Origin of the sequence: Herbaspirillum sp. BH-1 (genome assembly GCF_002870055.1) — a bacterium.
In the GTDB taxonomy this organism is placed as follows: Bacteria; Pseudomonadota; Gammaproteobacteria; order Burkholderiales; family Burkholderiaceae_D; genus Herbaspirillum; species Herbaspirillum frisingense.
The window spans coordinates 20,638-36,376 of record NZ_PKOI01000018.1 but is presented as its reverse complement, the minus strand read 5'-3'; the positions used below and the strand labels follow the sequence as shown (position 1 = coordinate 36,376).

At 60.6% G+C, this 15,739-nt stretch carries 13 protein-coding genes and 4 tRNA genes; all 17 read right to left on the bottom strand.

From position 1 onward, the window contains the following. Positions 1-39: 39 nt before the first annotated feature. A complete protein-coding gene (gene rpoB, locus HBH1_RS19910) occupies positions 40-4,146 on the bottom strand; it encodes a DNA-directed RNA polymerase subunit beta (RefSeq protein ID WP_102664100.1) in 4,107 nt (1,368 codons plus the stop codon). Between the two features lie 280 nt (positions 4,147-4,426). After that, positions 4,427-4,804 (bottom strand): 50S ribosomal protein L7/L12, encoded by a 378-nt coding sequence (rplL, locus tag HBH1_RS19905; RefSeq protein ID WP_006465495.1) that lies wholly within the window; start codon positions 4,802-4,804, stop codon positions 4,427-4,429. Between the two features lie 96 nt (positions 4,805-4,900). Continuing rightward, positions 4,901-5,398: a 50S ribosomal protein L10 gene (rplJ, locus tag HBH1_RS19900; RefSeq protein ID WP_006465496.1), complete on the bottom strand. Its 498-nt coding sequence runs from the start codon at positions 5,396-5,398 to the stop codon at positions 4,901-4,903. 326 nt (positions 5,399-5,724) lie between these two features. Continuing rightward, the gene (gene rplA, locus HBH1_RS19895) at positions 5,725-6,420 is read right to left on the bottom strand and encodes a 50S ribosomal protein L1 (RefSeq protein ID WP_006465497.1); all 696 of its coding nucleotides are present in this window, start codon (positions 6,418-6,420) and stop codon (positions 5,725-5,727) included. After that, positions 6,420-6,851 (bottom strand): 50S ribosomal protein L11, encoded by a 432-nt coding sequence (rplK, locus tag HBH1_RS19890; RefSeq protein ID WP_006465498.1) that lies wholly within the window; start codon positions 6,849-6,851, stop codon positions 6,420-6,422. The genes rplA and rplK overlap by 1 nt, the downstream gene beginning before the upstream one ends. 158 nt (positions 6,852-7,009) lie before the next feature. Continuing rightward, positions 7,010-7,600, bottom strand: coding sequence for a transcription termination/antitermination protein NusG (gene nusG, locus HBH1_RS19885; RefSeq protein ID WP_006465499.1), 591 nt, complete (start codon positions 7,598-7,600; stop codon positions 7,010-7,012). Position 7,601: 1 nt separating this feature from the next. Then, on the bottom strand, positions 7,602-7,982 hold the full coding sequence (gene secE, locus HBH1_RS19880; RefSeq protein ID WP_006465500.1) for a preprotein translocase subunit SecE: 381 nt from the start codon (positions 7,980-7,982) through the stop codon (positions 7,602-7,604). A gap of 31 nt (positions 7,983-8,013) precedes the next feature. Then, positions 8,014-8,089: transfer RNA gene (locus HBH1_RS19875), tRNA-Trp, on the bottom strand. Between the two features lie 73 nt (positions 8,090-8,162). Beyond that, complete coding sequence (gene tuf / locus HBH1_RS19870) at positions 8,163-9,353, bottom strand: elongation factor Tu (protein ID WP_077234960.1); 1,191 nt, start codon at positions 9,351-9,353, stop codon at positions 8,163-8,165. A gap of 80 nt (positions 9,354-9,433) precedes the next feature. Further along, positions 9,434-9,508 (bottom strand) — tRNA-Thr (locus HBH1_RS19865). Between the two features lie 46 nt (positions 9,509-9,554). Continuing rightward, a tRNA-Gly gene (locus tag HBH1_RS19860) sits at positions 9,555-9,628 on the bottom strand. A gap of 80 nt (positions 9,629-9,708) precedes the next feature. Then, positions 9,709-9,794 (bottom strand) — tRNA-Tyr (locus tag HBH1_RS19855). Between the two features lie 128 nt (positions 9,795-9,922). Continuing rightward, positions 9,923-11,185: an AmpG family muropeptide MFS transporter gene (locus tag HBH1_RS19850; RefSeq protein WP_102664099.1), complete on the bottom strand. Its 1,263-nt coding sequence runs from the start codon at positions 11,183-11,185 to the stop codon at positions 9,923-9,925. A 104-nt stretch (positions 11,186-11,289) separates the two neighbouring features. Then, the gene (metW, locus tag HBH1_RS19845) at positions 11,290-11,892 is read right to left on the bottom strand and encodes a methionine biosynthesis protein MetW (protein ID WP_006713312.1); all 603 of its coding nucleotides are present in this window, start codon (positions 11,890-11,892) and stop codon (positions 11,290-11,292) included. Beyond that, complete coding sequence (locus tag HBH1_RS19840; protein ID WP_102664098.1) at positions 11,889-13,028, bottom strand: homoserine O-succinyltransferase MetX; 1,140 nt, start codon at positions 13,026-13,028, stop codon at positions 11,889-11,891. The genes metW and HBH1_RS19840 overlap by 4 nt, the downstream gene beginning before the upstream one ends. A 337-nt stretch (positions 13,029-13,365) precedes the next feature. Further along, entirely contained in the window at positions 13,366-15,153 is a 1,788-nt protein-coding gene (ptsP, locus tag HBH1_RS19835; RefSeq protein ID WP_102664097.1) for a phosphoenolpyruvate--protein phosphotransferase, read from the bottom strand. Positions 15,154-15,404: 251 nt separating this feature from the next. Then, positions 15,405-15,674, bottom strand: coding sequence for an HPr family phosphocarrier protein (locus HBH1_RS19830; protein ID WP_006713306.1), 270 nt, complete (start codon positions 15,672-15,674; stop codon positions 15,405-15,407). Positions 15,675-15,739: the final 65 nt, after the last annotated feature.

Sequence of the window (15,739 nt, the reverse complement as noted above, 5' to 3'; positions counted from 1 at the left end):
CCGGCGGGGTGCGCAGCCTGCGCCGCGCACCCCTTTACATCATTCGCGTTCCAGGTCGATGTCGATACCCAGCGAGCGGATTTCCTTCACCAACACGTTGAAGGATTCCGGCATGCCGGCGTCGATCACGTGATCGCCCTTGACCAGGTTCTCGTAGACCTTGGTACGGCCGTTCACGTCGTCGGACTTGACGGTCAGCATTTCCTGCAGGACGTAGGAGGCGCCATAGGCTTCCAGTGCCCACACTTCCATTTCGCCGAAACGCTGGCCGCCGAACTGTGCCTTGCCGCCCAGCGGTTGCTGGGTCACCAGCGAGTACGGGCCGGTGGAACGTGCGTGCATCTTGTCGTCGACCAGGTGGTGCAGCTTCAGGTAGTGCATGTATCCCACCGTCACAGTACGCTCGAAGGCTTCACCGGTACGGCCGTCATACATGGTGACCTGGTTCTTGGACGGGGTCATGCCCAGCTGCTTGGCGATCGGATCCGGGTAGGCCAGGTCCAGCATGCGGCGGGTTTCGTCCTCGTGCGCACCGTCGAACACCGGGGTCGCGAAGGGCACGCCCTTCTTCAGGTTTTCCACCAACTCGACGATTTCCTCGTCGCTGAACTTGTCCAGCTCTTCCTGCTTGCCGGATTCGTTGTAGATGGTGGTCAGGAACTTGCGCAGTTCGGCGATCTTGGCCTGTGCCTGCACCATTTCGCCCAGACGCAGGCCCAGGCCCTTGGCGGCCCAACCCAGGTGAACTTCCAACACCTGACCGACGTTCATACGCGAAGGCACGCCCAGCGGGTTCAGCACGATGTCGGCGGGGGTACCGTCGGCCATGTGCGGCATGTCTTCGATCGGCAGGATGCGGGAAACCACACCCTTGTTACCGTGACGACCGGCCATCTTGTCGCCAGGCTGCAGGCGACGCTTCACAGCCAGGTAGACCTTGACCATCTTCTGCACGCCCGGCGGCAGTTCGTCGCCCTGGGTCAGCTTCTTGCGCTTCTCTTCGAAGGCCAGGTCGAACTGGTGACGCTTCTCGGCGATGGATTCCTTGATGGCTTCCAGGGCGTTGGCGATGTCATCGTCGGCCGGACGGATGTCGAACCAGTGGAACTTGTCCAGATCGTCCAGGTAGGCCTTGTCCAGCTTGGTGCCCTTGACCAGCTTCTTCGGGCCGCCATTGGCGACCTTGCCGATCAGCAGGCGTTCCAGACGCTGGAAGGCATCGCCTTCCACGATACGCAGCTGGTCGTTCAGGTCCAGGCGATAGCGCTTGAGTTCATCGTCGATGATCTGCTGGGCGCGCTTGTCGCGCTGGATGCCTTCGCGGGTGAACACCTGCACGTCGATGACGGTGCCGACCATGCCCGAGGGCACGCGCAGAGAGGTGTCCTTCACGTCGGAAGCCTTCTCGCCGAAGATCGCGCGCAGCAGCTTCTCTTCCGGGGTCAGCTGGGTCTCGCCCTTCGGGGTGACCTTACCGACCAGGGTGTCGCCGGCTTCGACTTCAGCGCCGATGTAGACGATGCCCGATTCATCCAGACGTGCCAGCTGGTTCTCGGCCAGGTTGGAGATGTCGCGGGTGATTTCTTCAGCGCCCAGCTTGGTGTCACGGGCGACCACCGACAGTTCCTCGATGTGGATCGAGGTGTAGCGGTCATCGGCCACGACCTTTTCGGAGATCAGGATCGAGTCTTCGAAGTTGTAGCCGTTCCAGGGCATGAAGGCCACCAGCATGTTCTGGCCCAGTGCCAGCTCGCCCATGTCGGTCGATGCGCCGTCGGCGATCACGTCGTGCTTGGCGACGCGGTCACCGATCTTGACGATCGGACGCTGGTTGATGTTGGTGTTCTGGTTGGAACGGGTGTACTTGATCAGGTTGTAGATGTCCACACCGACTTCGCCGGCTTGCGCCTCGTCGTCGTTGACGCGGATCACCACACGGCCTGCATCGACGTAGTCCACCACGCCGCCACGCAGGGCTTGCACGGTGGTACCGGAGTCAACCGCCACGGTACGCTCGATGCCGGTGCCGACCAGCGGCTTTTCCGGGCGCAGGCAAGGCACGGCCTGGCGCTGCATGTTGGCGCCCATCAGTGCACGGTTCGCGTCATCGTGTTCCAGGAACGGAATCAGCGAGGCTGCCACCGACACCACCTGGCCCGGGGCCACGTCCATGTACTGCACGCGCTCGGGCGAGACCAGGATGGTTTCGCCGGCTTCACGGGCCGACACCAGTTCGTCGGACAGCTTGCCTGCGCCGTCGATGGTCGCGTTCGCCTGGGCGATCACGTAACGACCTTCTTCGATGGCCGACAGGTAGTCGATCTGGTTGGTGACCTTGCTGCCCTCGACCTTGCGGTACGGGGTTTCCAGGAAGCCGTATTCGTTCAGGCGGGCGTACAGCGCCAGCGAGTTGATCAGGCCGATGTTCGGGCCTTCAGGCGTTTCGATCGGGCAGACGCGGCCGTAGTGGGTCGGGTGCACGTCGCGCACTTCGAAGCCGGCACGTTCACGGGTCAGACCGCCAGGGCCCAGGGCGGAAACGCGACGCTTGTGCGTGATTTCCGACAGCGGGTTGGTCTGGTCCATGAACTGCGACAGCTGCGAGGAACCGAAGAACTCACGGATGGCAGCCGAGATCGGCTTGGAGTTGATCAGGTCGTGCGGCATCAGGTTGTCGGCTTCGGCTTGACCCAGACGCTCCTTGACGGCGCGCTCCACGCGCACCAGGCCGGCACGGAACTGGTTCTCGGCCAGTTCGCCCACGCAACGCACGCGACGGTTACCCAGGTGGTCGATGTCATCGACTTCGCCACGGCCGTTACGCAGTTCGACCAGGATCTTGATGACGGCCAGGATGTCGTCATTGGACAGGGTCATGGTGCCGGTCAGCTCGTCGCGACCGACGCGACGGTTGAACTTCATGCGGCCCACGGCCGACAGGTCGTAGCGGTCTTCGCTGTAGAACAGGCCGTTGAACAGGGCTTCCACGGACTCTTCGGTCGGCGGTTCGCCAGGACGCATCATGCGATAGATCGCCACGCGTGCGGCGGTCTGGTCGGCGGTGTCGTCGGTGCGCAGGGTCTGCGAGATGTAGCCGCCCTGGTCCAGGTCGTTGGTGTACAGGGTCTGGATGGCCGAGATGTTGGCTTCGCGCAGCTTGGCCAGCAGGTCTTCGGTCAGCTCGTCGTTGGCGCTGGCGACCACTTCGCCGGTGTCCGGATCGACGATGTTCTTGGCCAGGACGCGGCCCAGCAGATAGTCTTCAGGCACGGAGATGTGCTTGATGCCGGCGGCTTCGATGTCACGCACGTGCTTGGCGTTGATGCGCTTGTCCTTGGCGACCATCACCTTGCCCGACTTGTCGGTGATGTCGAAACGTGCGACTTCACCGCGCAGGCGCTCGGAGACGAACTCCATGTCCGCGCCTTCGGCGTGCAGGTTGAAGTTGTCGAAGACGAAGAAGTTCGCCAGGATCTGCTCGGAGGTCATGCCGATGGCCTTCAGCAGGATCGTCACCGGCATCTTGCGGCGGCGGTCGACGCGGAAGAACAGGATGTCCTTCGGATCGAATTCGAAGTCCAGCCAGGAGCCACGGTAAGGAATGATACGGGCCGAGAAGAGCAGCTTGCCCGACGAGTGCGTCTTGCCGCGGTCGTGTTCGAAGAACACGCCCGGGGAGCGGTGCAGCTGGGACACGATCACGCGCTCGGTGCCGTTGATGACGAAGGAACCGGTGGTGGTCATCAGGGGCAGTTCGCCCATGTAGACTTCCTGTTCCTTCATTTCCTTGACGACCGGCTTGGTGGGCGACTCCTTGTCCAGGATCACCAGGCGCACCTTGGCACGCAGCGGGGACGCGAAGGTCAGGCCACGTTGTTGGCACTCTTTGACATCAAACGGCGGAGCGCCCAGCACATACGACAGGAATTCGAGACGCGCAAAACCATTGTGCGACACGATGGGGAAAATCGAGGTGAAAGCCGATTGCAGGCCTTCGTTCTTGCGTTCCGATGCGATGCGTTCGGGTTGCAGGAAATTCTGATACGACTCGATCTGAGTCGCGAGCAGGAACGGAACGTTGTGGACGTTTGCGCGTTTCGCGAAGGACTTGCGAATGCGCTTCTTCTCAGTAAATGAGTAGTGCATGGACACTCCGTGAGTGACAGGAAGGATAGAGAGTTCAAGATTCGATCAAACCGCGCGACTTGCCGGTCAAGCAGGTCCGGGTTATCGGCACTCAAATCTTCAAATGTCTACCCTAGTTTTTTGCTGCGATCGCGCTTAATATTCCCGACAACGAACACTGCGGCGCATCAATTCCACCAGCAAAAATAAGAAACGACAAAGGAGCCAAAGCCGAATCCCTTTTTCAAGGGATTCTGCACTTTGACTCCGGAGTAATGACTCGCCTTGGTAGGCAAGAGAATTACTTCAGTTCGGCCTTGGCGCCAGCTTCTTCCAGCTTCTTCTTGGCAGCTTCAGCGTCAGCCTTGGCGATGCCTTCCTTGACCGGCTTCGGTGCACCGTCAACCAGATCCTTGGCTTCCTTCAGACCCAGGCCGGTGATTTCACGGACGGCCTTGATGACGCCGACCTTGTTGGCGCCGACTTCAGCCAGCACAACGGTGAATTCGGTCTGTTCTTCAGCAGCAGCAGCGCCACCAGCAGCGCCACCGGCGGCCGGAGCAGCCATAGCGGCAGCGGAAACACCAAACTTCTCTTCGAATGCCTTGACCAGGTCATTCAGTTCCATCACGGACAGCGCGCCAACGGCTTCCAGGATGTCTTCTTTGCTAATTGCCATTTGAAACTCCTAAATTTATTTCGGTAATAACATCAGATTGGTAATGACGCGAAAGCGTCGAAACAACAGAGCGGGGCCGCCAAGGGCGGCCGTGCATCATGCGGCTTCGGCTTCCTTCTTGGCTGCCAGAGCAGCCAGAGCGCGCGCAAAGCCCGACACCGGAGCCTGCATCATGCCCAGGACCTGGGCCAGCAGAACTTCGCGAGACGGGATGTTTGCCAGCGAAGCAACAGCAGCCTTGTCCAGCTGCTTGCCTTCGTAGTTACCTGCCTTCACAACCAGCTTGTCGTTGGTCTTGGCAAAGTCCGACAGGACTTTGGCAGCGGCCACGGCATCTTCCGAGATCGAGTAGATCAGCGGACCGGTCAGTTGCGGGGCGAGGTCGGCAAACTTCGTGCCTTCGACAGCGCGACGAGCCAGCGTGTTTTTCAACACGCGCAGGTACACGCCTTGGGCACGCGCTTGTGCGCGCAGTTGCGTCAAGGAACCAACCTGGATGCCACGGTATTCGGCCACGACGATCGTTTGCGCAGTTGCAACCTTTGCGGAAACTTCGGCGACGACGGCCTTCTTGTCATTCAGATTGAGACTCAAGATCAACCTCCAAAAATAGTGCTGGGCCACCACACAGGCCACTGCCTGCTTGCCTTGCACCGGTTCGAACACGGCGTCCGACGTTTAGGAGTTCACTGCAGCATAGGGCAAAACTGAAAATGCTGCCTGAGACCACAAAACTTGCTCGGGTTCACCATCTGCGTTGGGTCAACTGAACTTTCGTACAGCCTTTTTAACTTTGACCGGCTTGTTGCTACCGGCTTCCGCCCAACGGTCTTTGAAGGCCTGCCGTCATTATCGAGACAATAACGACAGCCCAAAGAGATGCCCCGCTTCCGTGAGGAAACGGGGACTATATTGCTTGCTTAGGCAGCCAGGGAAGCCTGGTCCACGCGAACGCCAGCGCCCATGGTGGACGACAGAGCGATCTTGCGCAGGTACACACCCTTGCTGCTGGCCGGCTTGGCCTTGTTCAGGGCATCGATCAGGGCCAGCAGGTTGGCCTTCAGATCGGCGTCGGAGAACGACTTGCGGCCGATGGTAGCGTGGATGATGCCGGACTTGTCGGTACGGTATTGCACCTGACCAGCCTTGGCGTTCTTGACAGCGGTAGCGACGTCAGGGGTCACGGTGCCAACCTTCGGGTTAGGCATCAGGCCGCGGGGACCCAGGATCTGGCCCAGGGTACCGACGATACGCATGGTGTCGGGCGAAGCGATGACGATGTCGAACGGCATGTCGCCGGCCTTCACGCGCTCTGCCAGGTCTTCCATGCCGACCACGTCAGCGCCAGCTGCCTTGGCAGCTTCAGCCTTGTCGCCGGAGGCGAACACGGCCACGCGAACGGTCTTGCCGGTACCGGCAGGCAGCACCACCGAACCACGAACGACCTGGTCCGACTTCTTGGCGTCCACGCCCAGCTGGACGGAGACGTCGATCGATTCATTGAACTTCGCGGTTGCGAATTCCTTGATCAGGGAAACGGCGTTGTCGAACGGATAGGCCTTGGTACGATCGACCTTTTCCTTCATTGCCTTGACGCGCTTGGATACCTTAGCCATTACAGACCCTCCACCGTGATGCCCATCGAACGTGCGGAACCAGCGATGGTACGCACTGCAGCTTCCAGATCAGCAGCGGTCAGGTCCGGCTTCTTCTGGGTTGCGATCTCTTCCGCTTGCTTGCGGGTGATCGAGCCGACCTTGTCGGTATGCGGCTTGGCGGAACCCTTCTGGATACCGGCAGCCTTCTTGATCAGGATGGTCGCCGGCGGGGTCTTCATCACGAAGGTGAAGGACTTGTCCGCGAAGGCGGTGATCACGACCGGAATCGGCAGACCCGGCTCAACACCTTGGGTCTGGGCGTTGAACGCCTTGCAGAATTCCATGATGTTCAGGCCACGCTGACCCAGCGCAGGGCCGATCGGGGGGGACGGGTTTGCTTTACCAGCTGGCACTTGCAGCTTGATAAAACCAATAATCTTCTTTGCCATGACGGCTCCTTATTGATTGAGTTGTAGCGCCGATTCGTTGGCCTTGCGGCTTTCTACTTGGGCTCCTCGGATTGCTGGATTGGCAGACGATGACTTGTCCGGTGCGCTCCAGCGGGCGCTGAAAACTTGACAGGGAAAGGCGGGATTCCGGAGCGGGATCAGACTTTTTCCAGTTGGCCGAACTCGAGTTCGACCGGGGTGGCGCGACCGAAGATGGTCACCGAGACGCGCACGCGCGATTTCTCGTAGTTCACTTCCTCGACGTTGCCGTTGAAATCGGTGAACGGGCCTTCCTTGATGCGGACCATTTCGCCCACTTCGTAGAGCACCTTTGGACGGGGCTTCTCAACGCCTTCCTGCATCTGGCGGAGCAGCGAATCCACTTCGCGCTGGGGCAGCGGGGTCGGACGATTCGACTTGCCGCCGATGAAACCGGTCACTTTGGCGGTGTTCTTCACCAGGTGCCAGGTTTCGTCCGTCATTTCCATCTCGACCAGGACATAGCCCGGGAAGAAACGACGCTCGGTCACCGACTTGTGACCATTCTTCATATCAACGACTTCTTCAGTCGGCACCAGGATCTGGCCGAACTGTTCTTGCATGCCGGCGCGGTTGATGCGCTCGGTCAGCGCGCGCTGCACGCTCTTTTCCATGCCGGAATACGCATGCACCACGTACCAGCGCTTATTTCCGGCGCCTGAAACGCTTTGCGCACCAATCGGTGCGCTGTCTTGCGTGCTATCGCTCATGTTATTTCCAGCCCAAAATTACGTCGTACAACAGGAACTCGAGCAACTTGTCCGTACCCCACAGGAAGATGGCCATGACCAGCACGAAGGCAAACACCACCGCAGTGATCTGCATGGCTTCCTTGCGGGTGGGCCAGACGACTTTCTTGGTTTCGCGGACGGATTCCTTGGCGAAACCGACAAAGCCGCGGCCTTGTGCAGAGGTCCAGGCAAACGCCACAGCCACCAGCAGACCGGCGACCAGGGCGACAGCACGCACCGGAGTCGACTGATCAGACAACACAAAAAAACCGACCACGCCTGCAACCACAGCCACGATCGCCAGTGCGATCTTGATCTTGTCGTTGGAGGTGTTGACGGTTTGAACTGGCTGGCTAGACATATTTACTTTCAGTACCCTGCACCAGATTCGGTGGCAGGGGCGGAGGGCATCGAACCCCCAACCTTCGGTTTTGGAGACCGACGCTCTGCCAATTGAGCTACGCCCCTACAAAAACTCGCGATTGAGACACGAATGCCGCGATACGTTACGCACCGCGGCAAAGTGTTTTACAGCTTGATCTTAGTCGAAGATCTTGGCGACGACGCCGGCGCCGACGGTACGACCGCCTTCACGGATAGCGAAACGCAGACCTTCTTCCATGGCGATCGGGTTGATCAGTTGCACGGTGATCGACACGTTGTCGCCCGGCATGACCATTTCCTTGTCCTTCGGCAGTTCGATCGCACCGGTCACGTCGGTGGTACGGAAGTAGAACTGCGGACGGTAGTTGTTGAAGAACGGGGTGTGACGGCCGCCTTCGTCCTTCGACAGAACATAGATCTCGCCGGTGAAGTGCTTGTGCGGCTTGATCGAACCCGGCTTGGCCAGAACCTGGCCACGTTGCACGTCTTCACGCTTGGTACCGCGCAGCAGAACGCCAACGTTGTCGCCAGCTTGACCTTGGTCCAGCAGCTTGCGGAACATTTCCACGCCGGTGCAGGTGGTCTTCTGGGTGTCGGCGATACCGACGATTTCGATTTCTTCGCCGACCTTGACGATGCCGCGCTCAACGCGACCGGTCACCACGGTGCCACGGCCAGAGATCGAGAACACGTCTTCCACCGGCATCAGGAAGGTACCGTCAACAGCACGTTCCGGGGTCGGGATGTAGGTGTCCAGCGCTTCAGCCAGGGCCATGATCGCTTGCTCGCCCAGGGGACCGGTGTCGCCTTCCAGCGCCAGCTTGGCCGAACCCTTCACGATGGGCAGGTCGTCGCCAGGGAACTCGTACTTCGACAGCAGTTCGCGGACTTCCATTTCCACCAGTTCCAGCAGTTCTTCGTCGTCCACCATGTCAGCCTTGTTCAGGAAGACGATGATGTAAGGAACGCCGACCTGACGGGACAGCAGGATGTGTTCACGGGTCTGGGGCATCGGGCCGTCAGCGGCCGAGCACACCAGGATCGCGCCGTCCATCTGCGCAGCGCCGGTGATCATGTTCTTCACATAGTCAGCGTGGCCTGGGCAGTCAACGTGGGCGTAGTGACGGTTGGCGGTTTCGTATTCGACGTGCGCGGTGTTGATGGTGATGCCGCGGGCCTTTTCTTCAGGCGCTGCGTCGATCTGGTCGTATGCCTTCGCTTCGCCGCCGAACTTCTTCGACAGAACGGTTGCGATTGCAGCGGTCAGGGTGGTCTTGCCGTGGTCAACGTGACCGATGGTGCCGACGTTCACGTGCGGCTTGGTCCGTTCAAACTTGCCTTTTGCCATCTTAGACTCCTAGATTTGATGAGAATGTCCAGGCAACACGCCCGACTGATTACTGACTTGTCAGCGATACGACGAGAAACTGGTGCCCTTGACGTGGATTGAACACGTGGCCTCTCCCTTACCAAGGGAGTGCTCTACCACTGAGCTACAAGGGCATTTTTCCGACTGCACAACAACCAAACATGCAACCGGACCAAAACTTGGAGCGGGTGAAGGGAATCGAACCCTCGTCTTAAGCTTGGAAGGCTTCAGCTCTACCATTGAGCTACACCCGCGAGGAAACAACTTTCACTTCACAACCGCCGCGTCTTTCGATCGCGTATGTACTGCAGGACTGCTTTGACTCCCGGCCTAATGGTGGAGAGGGCTGGATTCGAACCAGCGTACTCGTAAGAGGGCAGATTTACAGTCTGCTGCCATTAACCACTCGGCCACCTCTCCGTGCAGGGAACTCAAAACTATAGAGGAACATCTCTGGACTGTCAACTATATTTTTGCTTCAGGGCGAAATATTTGATCGACTGCCGGATATTGCTCAGAGGAACGACCCGCGACGTTTTTTCGAATCTTCAGGCTTTTTGTGTCTGCGACTCAACCGGCTTTTCATTCCAGGGCGCAATTCTAGGCAACATCAGCATTCCAGGCAAGGCCAGAACGAAGCAAATCAGAAAAAAATTTAACCAGCCGGTGTCGGCGACGATATAACCAACCGAAGAATTGACGAAAGTCCGAGGGACGGCCATCAAACTGGTGAACAGCGCAAACTGGGTGGCGGTATAGCGTGGATCGGTCTCGCGCATGATGTAGGCAACGAAGGCGGTGGTGCCCAGGCCGACGCCGAAGGCCTCCAGTCCGATCACCACCGCCAGCAACGGCAGGCTGGCGCCGACATGGGCCAGCCAGGCAAAGCCCAGGATAGGTACCGCCTGCAGCACGCCAAACACCCACAGACCACGATTGATGCCCAGCCGCACCATCCAGATGCCACCGATGATGCCGCCGGCCACGCTGGCCCACAGACTGGTGGTCTTGGAAACGACGCCGATCTCGGTCATCGAGAAGCCCAGATCGATGTAGAACTTGGTGGCCAGCGCCGTGGCCATGCTGTCGCCCAGCTTGTAGAGGAAGATGAAGCCCAGCACCCAGAGCGCATTGCCCCAGCCGCCACGGGCGATGAATTCGCGGAAAGGCAGCACCACGGCTTCGTAGAGGCTCTTGGGCGGCGTCCCATAGACCTTGGGCTCCTTCACCAGCAGCGAGCAGAGCAGCCCCGGCAGCATGAAGGCGGCGGTGATCCAGAACACGGTGGACCACGGCATCTGGTCGGCCAGCACCAGCGAGAGAGCGCCGGGCACCATGCCGGAGAGCTTGTAGGCGTTGACGTGGATGGCGCTGCCCAGGCCCAGTTCAGCCTCGGGCAGGATTTCACGCCGGTAGGCGTCGATGGCGATGTCCTGGCTGGCCGAGAGGAAGGCCACCACCGAGGCCATGAAGGCGATCGTGCTGACATCAGTCAGCGGGTCCAGCATGCCCATGCCGCCGATGGCGAGGAACAGCAGCAGCTGCGTGAACACCATCCACCCGCGTCGCCGGCCCATGCCACCGAAGTGGAAGCGGTCCATCAGCGGCGACCAGACGAACTTCCAGGTGTAGGGAAACATCACCAGCGCGAACAACCCGAGGGTCTTCACGTTCAGACCGGACTTGGCCAGCCACGCCTGCAGCAGGCTCAACAGAATGAACAGCGGAAGGCCGGAAGTGAAGCCGAGGAAGACGCAGATCAGCATGCGCCGGTTCAGGTATTGGTGCCAGGAAGCGGCGGGTGCAGTCATGGGCGGGTCGGCTCGAAAAACACGGGATATGAAAGAAAAAACGCCGGAGGCCAGCGATGGGGCGCTGCCGGACCGGCGTCTGCGGGGCATGTGAAGCTGAGCGCTTATTTCTTGCGCAACCTGAACACCGCCAGGCTGCCGCGCCAGTTGGGCAGGTAGCGTACCGGCTTGCCGTCCTTCAAGGCCACGCATTCCAGCACTTCCAGCCCGACCTGGTTGGCCAGCGCCTCGAAGTCCCTGATCGTGGCGCAGCGCAGGTTCGGCGTATCATACCACTGGTAGGGAAGGCTTCTGGAGACCGGCATGCGCCCCCGCAAGAGCGCCACCCGGTGCGGCCAGTAGGCGAAATTGGGGAAGGACACCGTCACCTCACGCCCGACCCGGGCGATCTCGCGCAACGTGCCTTCCACGTCCTTGACCATCTGCAGCGCCGACAGGCACAGCACGGTATCGAAGGCATTGTCCTCGAACATGGCCAGGCCGCCATTCAGGTCCTGCTGGATCACCGAGACGTCGCGCGCCACGCACTTGGGAATCTGCGCATCATCGATCTCCACCCCATAGCCGGAACAGCCCTTGTCGGTCTGCAAATAATCCAGCATCACACCATCGCCACAGCCCAGGTCCAGCACCTGCGACTTCTCACGCACCCAGTGGGCGATGAAGGCCAGATCGGGGCGCAACGCGCTCAATTGTTCGAAAGTCATGCGCGGCCCTCCTGCTGCAGTTCGGTCCAGATGCTGGCGTAGTATTCGCGCACCACCTTCATGTAGCGCGCATCATCGAGCAAGAAAGCGTCATGCCCGTGCGGCGCGTCGATTTCGGCATAGCTCACGCGGCGTTTGTTGGCCACCAGCGCCTGCACCATCTCGCGGCTGCGTTCCGGCGAGAAACGCCAGTCGGTGGTGAAGGACACCAGCAGGAACCTGGCCCGTGTGCGGGCGAAGGCCTTGGCCAGGTCGCCGCCGAATTCACGCGCCGGGTCGAAATAGTCCAGCGCCTTGGTGATCAGAAGATAGGTATTGGCGTCGAAGTAGGTAGAGAACTTGTCGCCCTGGTAACGCAGGTAGGACTCGATCTCGAAGTCCACGCCGTAGCCGAACTGGTACTGGCCGGAGCGCAGGTCGCGGCCGAATTTCTCGGCCATGTCGTCATCCGAGAGGTAGGTGATGTGACCCACCATGCGCGCCACCCGCAGACCGTTCTTGGGTACCACGCCATGCGCATAGAAATCGCCGCCATGGTATTGCGGATCGGTCAGGATGGCCTGACGCGCCACGTCGTTGAAGGCAATGTTCTGGGCCGACAGCTTGGGGGTAGAGGCGATCACCAGGCAATGACGCAGGCGATCCGGGTACATCATGCTCCAGGCCAGCGCCTGCATGCCGCCCAGCGAGCCGCCCATGACGGCGGCAAAGCAATCGATGCCCAGACGGTCCGCCAGGCGTGCCTGGGCATTGACCCAGTCTTCCACCGTCACCACCGGAAAATCGGCACCGTAGGGCTGGCCGGTGGCCGGATTGGGGTGCATGGGGCCGGTGGAGCCGAAACAGGACCCCAGGTTGTTCACGCCGATGACGAAGAAGCGGTCGGTATCGAGCGACTTGCCGGGGCCGACCATGTTGTCCCACCAGCCGACGTTGTCGGGGTCGTCGGCATAGACGCCGGCCACATGGTGGGACGCATTGAGCGCGTGGCACACCAGCACGGCATTGGATTTGTCGGCATTGAGGGTGCCGTAGGTTTCATAGGTCAGCGAGTAATCGGCCAGCGCGGCGCCGCTCTGTAGCGGCAGGGGCTGGTCGAAATGCATGACCTGGGGCGATACGATTCCGATCGACATGATGTTTCTGCGTAAGTGACTCGGCGCCAGGTGATCCTTGTGGATCAGGGCTGGCGGTCGCTTCGCCGGAATGAGCTGGAGCCCGTCTTCGCAGCGCTGGTCACGGGCAACAAAAAAGCCCGGAAGCAATGCTTGCGGGCTCACTCATCGATGGGGCTGGGGCTGGTCTTGGGAAGAACTGCTGATCCAAGCTCGCTTTAGCCGCATTTAGATGGGATCAGGATCCCGGCGCCCGCAAGCTGAAGTTGGTCAAACCGTTCAAATCGGCGCAGTGGCGTAAGAATACCCAAGTCGGGCAGGCCCGTCAAACGACCCTGCCCGGCCAACGCGGCGCAGCTCAGCGTCGCCTTGCCACCTTGGCTTCGACCGCCGGCACTTCGGCGTGCAGGGCCTGCAGTTGCGCCATGGCCGCGCTGATGGCGGACGGTTCGGAGGCGCGCAAGACCTTCTTGACCTGTGGTTCCAGCAGACGCAGGTCACTGTTGAGGATCTCGTTCTTCACCGACAGGATCTGCGAGGGATGCATGGAAAATTCCAGCAGGCCCATGCCCAGCAACAGGCGCGTCCATTTCAGGTCGCCCGCCATTTCACCACACACCGACACAGGAATGCCGGCCTTGCGCCCCTGGGCGATCACCGTCGAGAGCAGGAACAGCACGGCCGGATGCAGCGGGTCATAGAGATGCGCCACTTCGTGGTCGACACGGTCGATGGCCAGCGTGTACTGGATCAGATCGTTGGTACCGATGGAGAGAAAGTCCAGGCGCTTGATGAACAGGGGCAGTGCCAGTGCCGCCGCCGGAATCTCGATCATGGCGCCCACCGGGATGTCCTCATCGAACTTCTGCTTGCGATCGCGCAGCTGCTGCTTGGCCTGCTCGATCATCGCCAGGGTCTGGTCGATCTCGAAGGCATGCGCCATCATCGGGATGAGCAGCTTGATCGGCCCATACGCGGAAGCACGCAGGATGGCGCGCAGCTGCGTGAGAAACATCTGCGGCTCGGACAGGCAATAGCGGATGGCGCGCAGACCCAGGGCCGGGTTCAGGGCGGTTTCCTCATCCTCGTCCAGCGGCTTGTCGGCACCCACGTCGAGCGTACGGATGGTGACCGGCCGCCCCTTCATGGCGATGACGACCTGCTTGTATGACTCGCACTGTTCATCCTCGGAGGGGAATTTCTCCAGATGCCCGGCGCGCCCCATGAACAGGAACTCGGAGCGGAACAGACCGATGCCCATGGCCCCCGCCTCGAAGGCCGGCGCGGCATCGCCCGGCAATTCGATGTTGGCCAGCAGCGTGACGGGTTCGCCATCCTGGGTGATGGCGGGAGTCTTCTTCAGGCGCGAGAGCTTCTTGCGCTCGCGCAGCAGGCGCTCCTGGCGGGCACGGTACTGCGCCAGCACCAGCGGCGAGGGATCGACGATGACCACACCGGCATCGCCATCGATGATGAGCACGTCGTCGTGCTTGACCAGTACCGAGGCGTTATGCATGCCCACGGCCGCCGGAATGGCCAGGCTGCGGGCGACGATGGCGGTATGCGAATTGGGCCCGCCCAGGTCGGTGACGAAGCCGGCGAAGGCATTCCCGCGGAACTGCAGCATGTCGGCCGGCGAGATGTCGTGCGCCACCACGATGATGTTGGCGGCGGCTTCCCCGGTGGGGGGAAGATGACTGGCGCTACCGGTCATGACCTTGAGGATGCGCTCGCCCACCTGCTGGATGTCGGCCTTGCGCTCGCGCAGGTAGGGGTCCTCGATTTCGTCGAACTGGGCCGACAATTCCTCGATCTGGGTGACCAGCGCCCACTCGGCGTTGTAGTAGCGGTGACGGATGATGTCCTGCGGCACTTCGGCCAGCATCGGGTCCGACAGGATCAGCGAATGCACATCGATGAAGGCGCCCAGTTCCGGCGGCGCATCCTTGGGCAGTTCCGAACGGATGGTGTGCAGTTCCTGGTGCACCGCCTTGACGGCGCCCTTCAGGCGCGCGATCTCGGCTTCGACCTGGTCGGCCGCGATCAGGTAATGTTTGACGTCCAGTGCGGCCGGCGCCATCAAGTGCGCGCGTCCGATGGCGATGCCTTGCGACACCGCGATTCCATGTAAGCTGAAAGAAGCCATCGCGTATCTCCTGCCTGTGTTCTTATAGTCCGCCGTGTTGCCAGCGCGCGGTAGCCTGGAGCAAGTTACCGAACAAATAGCGGTTTGGCAATCGCGACCGGGGACATCGCGGCGGGGTAGGGTGACAGGCAGCTGGGGGTAAATATTGTTTCACGTCACGCAACATGTACGTGACGATCCTCACATCGCAAGAAGCATTCCAGCCGCGCCGCGATGTTGCGGCGCAAAACCGCGGGCGCGGTCGGGGAGGATTACTGGCCTTCGCCGAACTTGTCGGCGATCAGCGCTTCAAGCGCCGTGAAGCATTCCTGCTCGTCGGCGCCATTGGTTTCCAGGGTCACCATGCTGCCCTTGCCGGCGGCCAGCATCATCACGCCCATGATGGACTTGGCATTGACGCGGCGCTTGTTGAAGGTAAGCCAGACTTCGCACTTGAACTTGCCGGCCAGCTGGGTGAACTTGGCCGAAGCACGGGCATGCAGGCCAAGCTTGTTGACGATTTCGAGTTCTTTTTGAATCATGTTCCGCTTTCGTTTTTATCTTGTTGGCGCGCGCCGTCCGCGACCGCGGTCCACTACGGTCACAA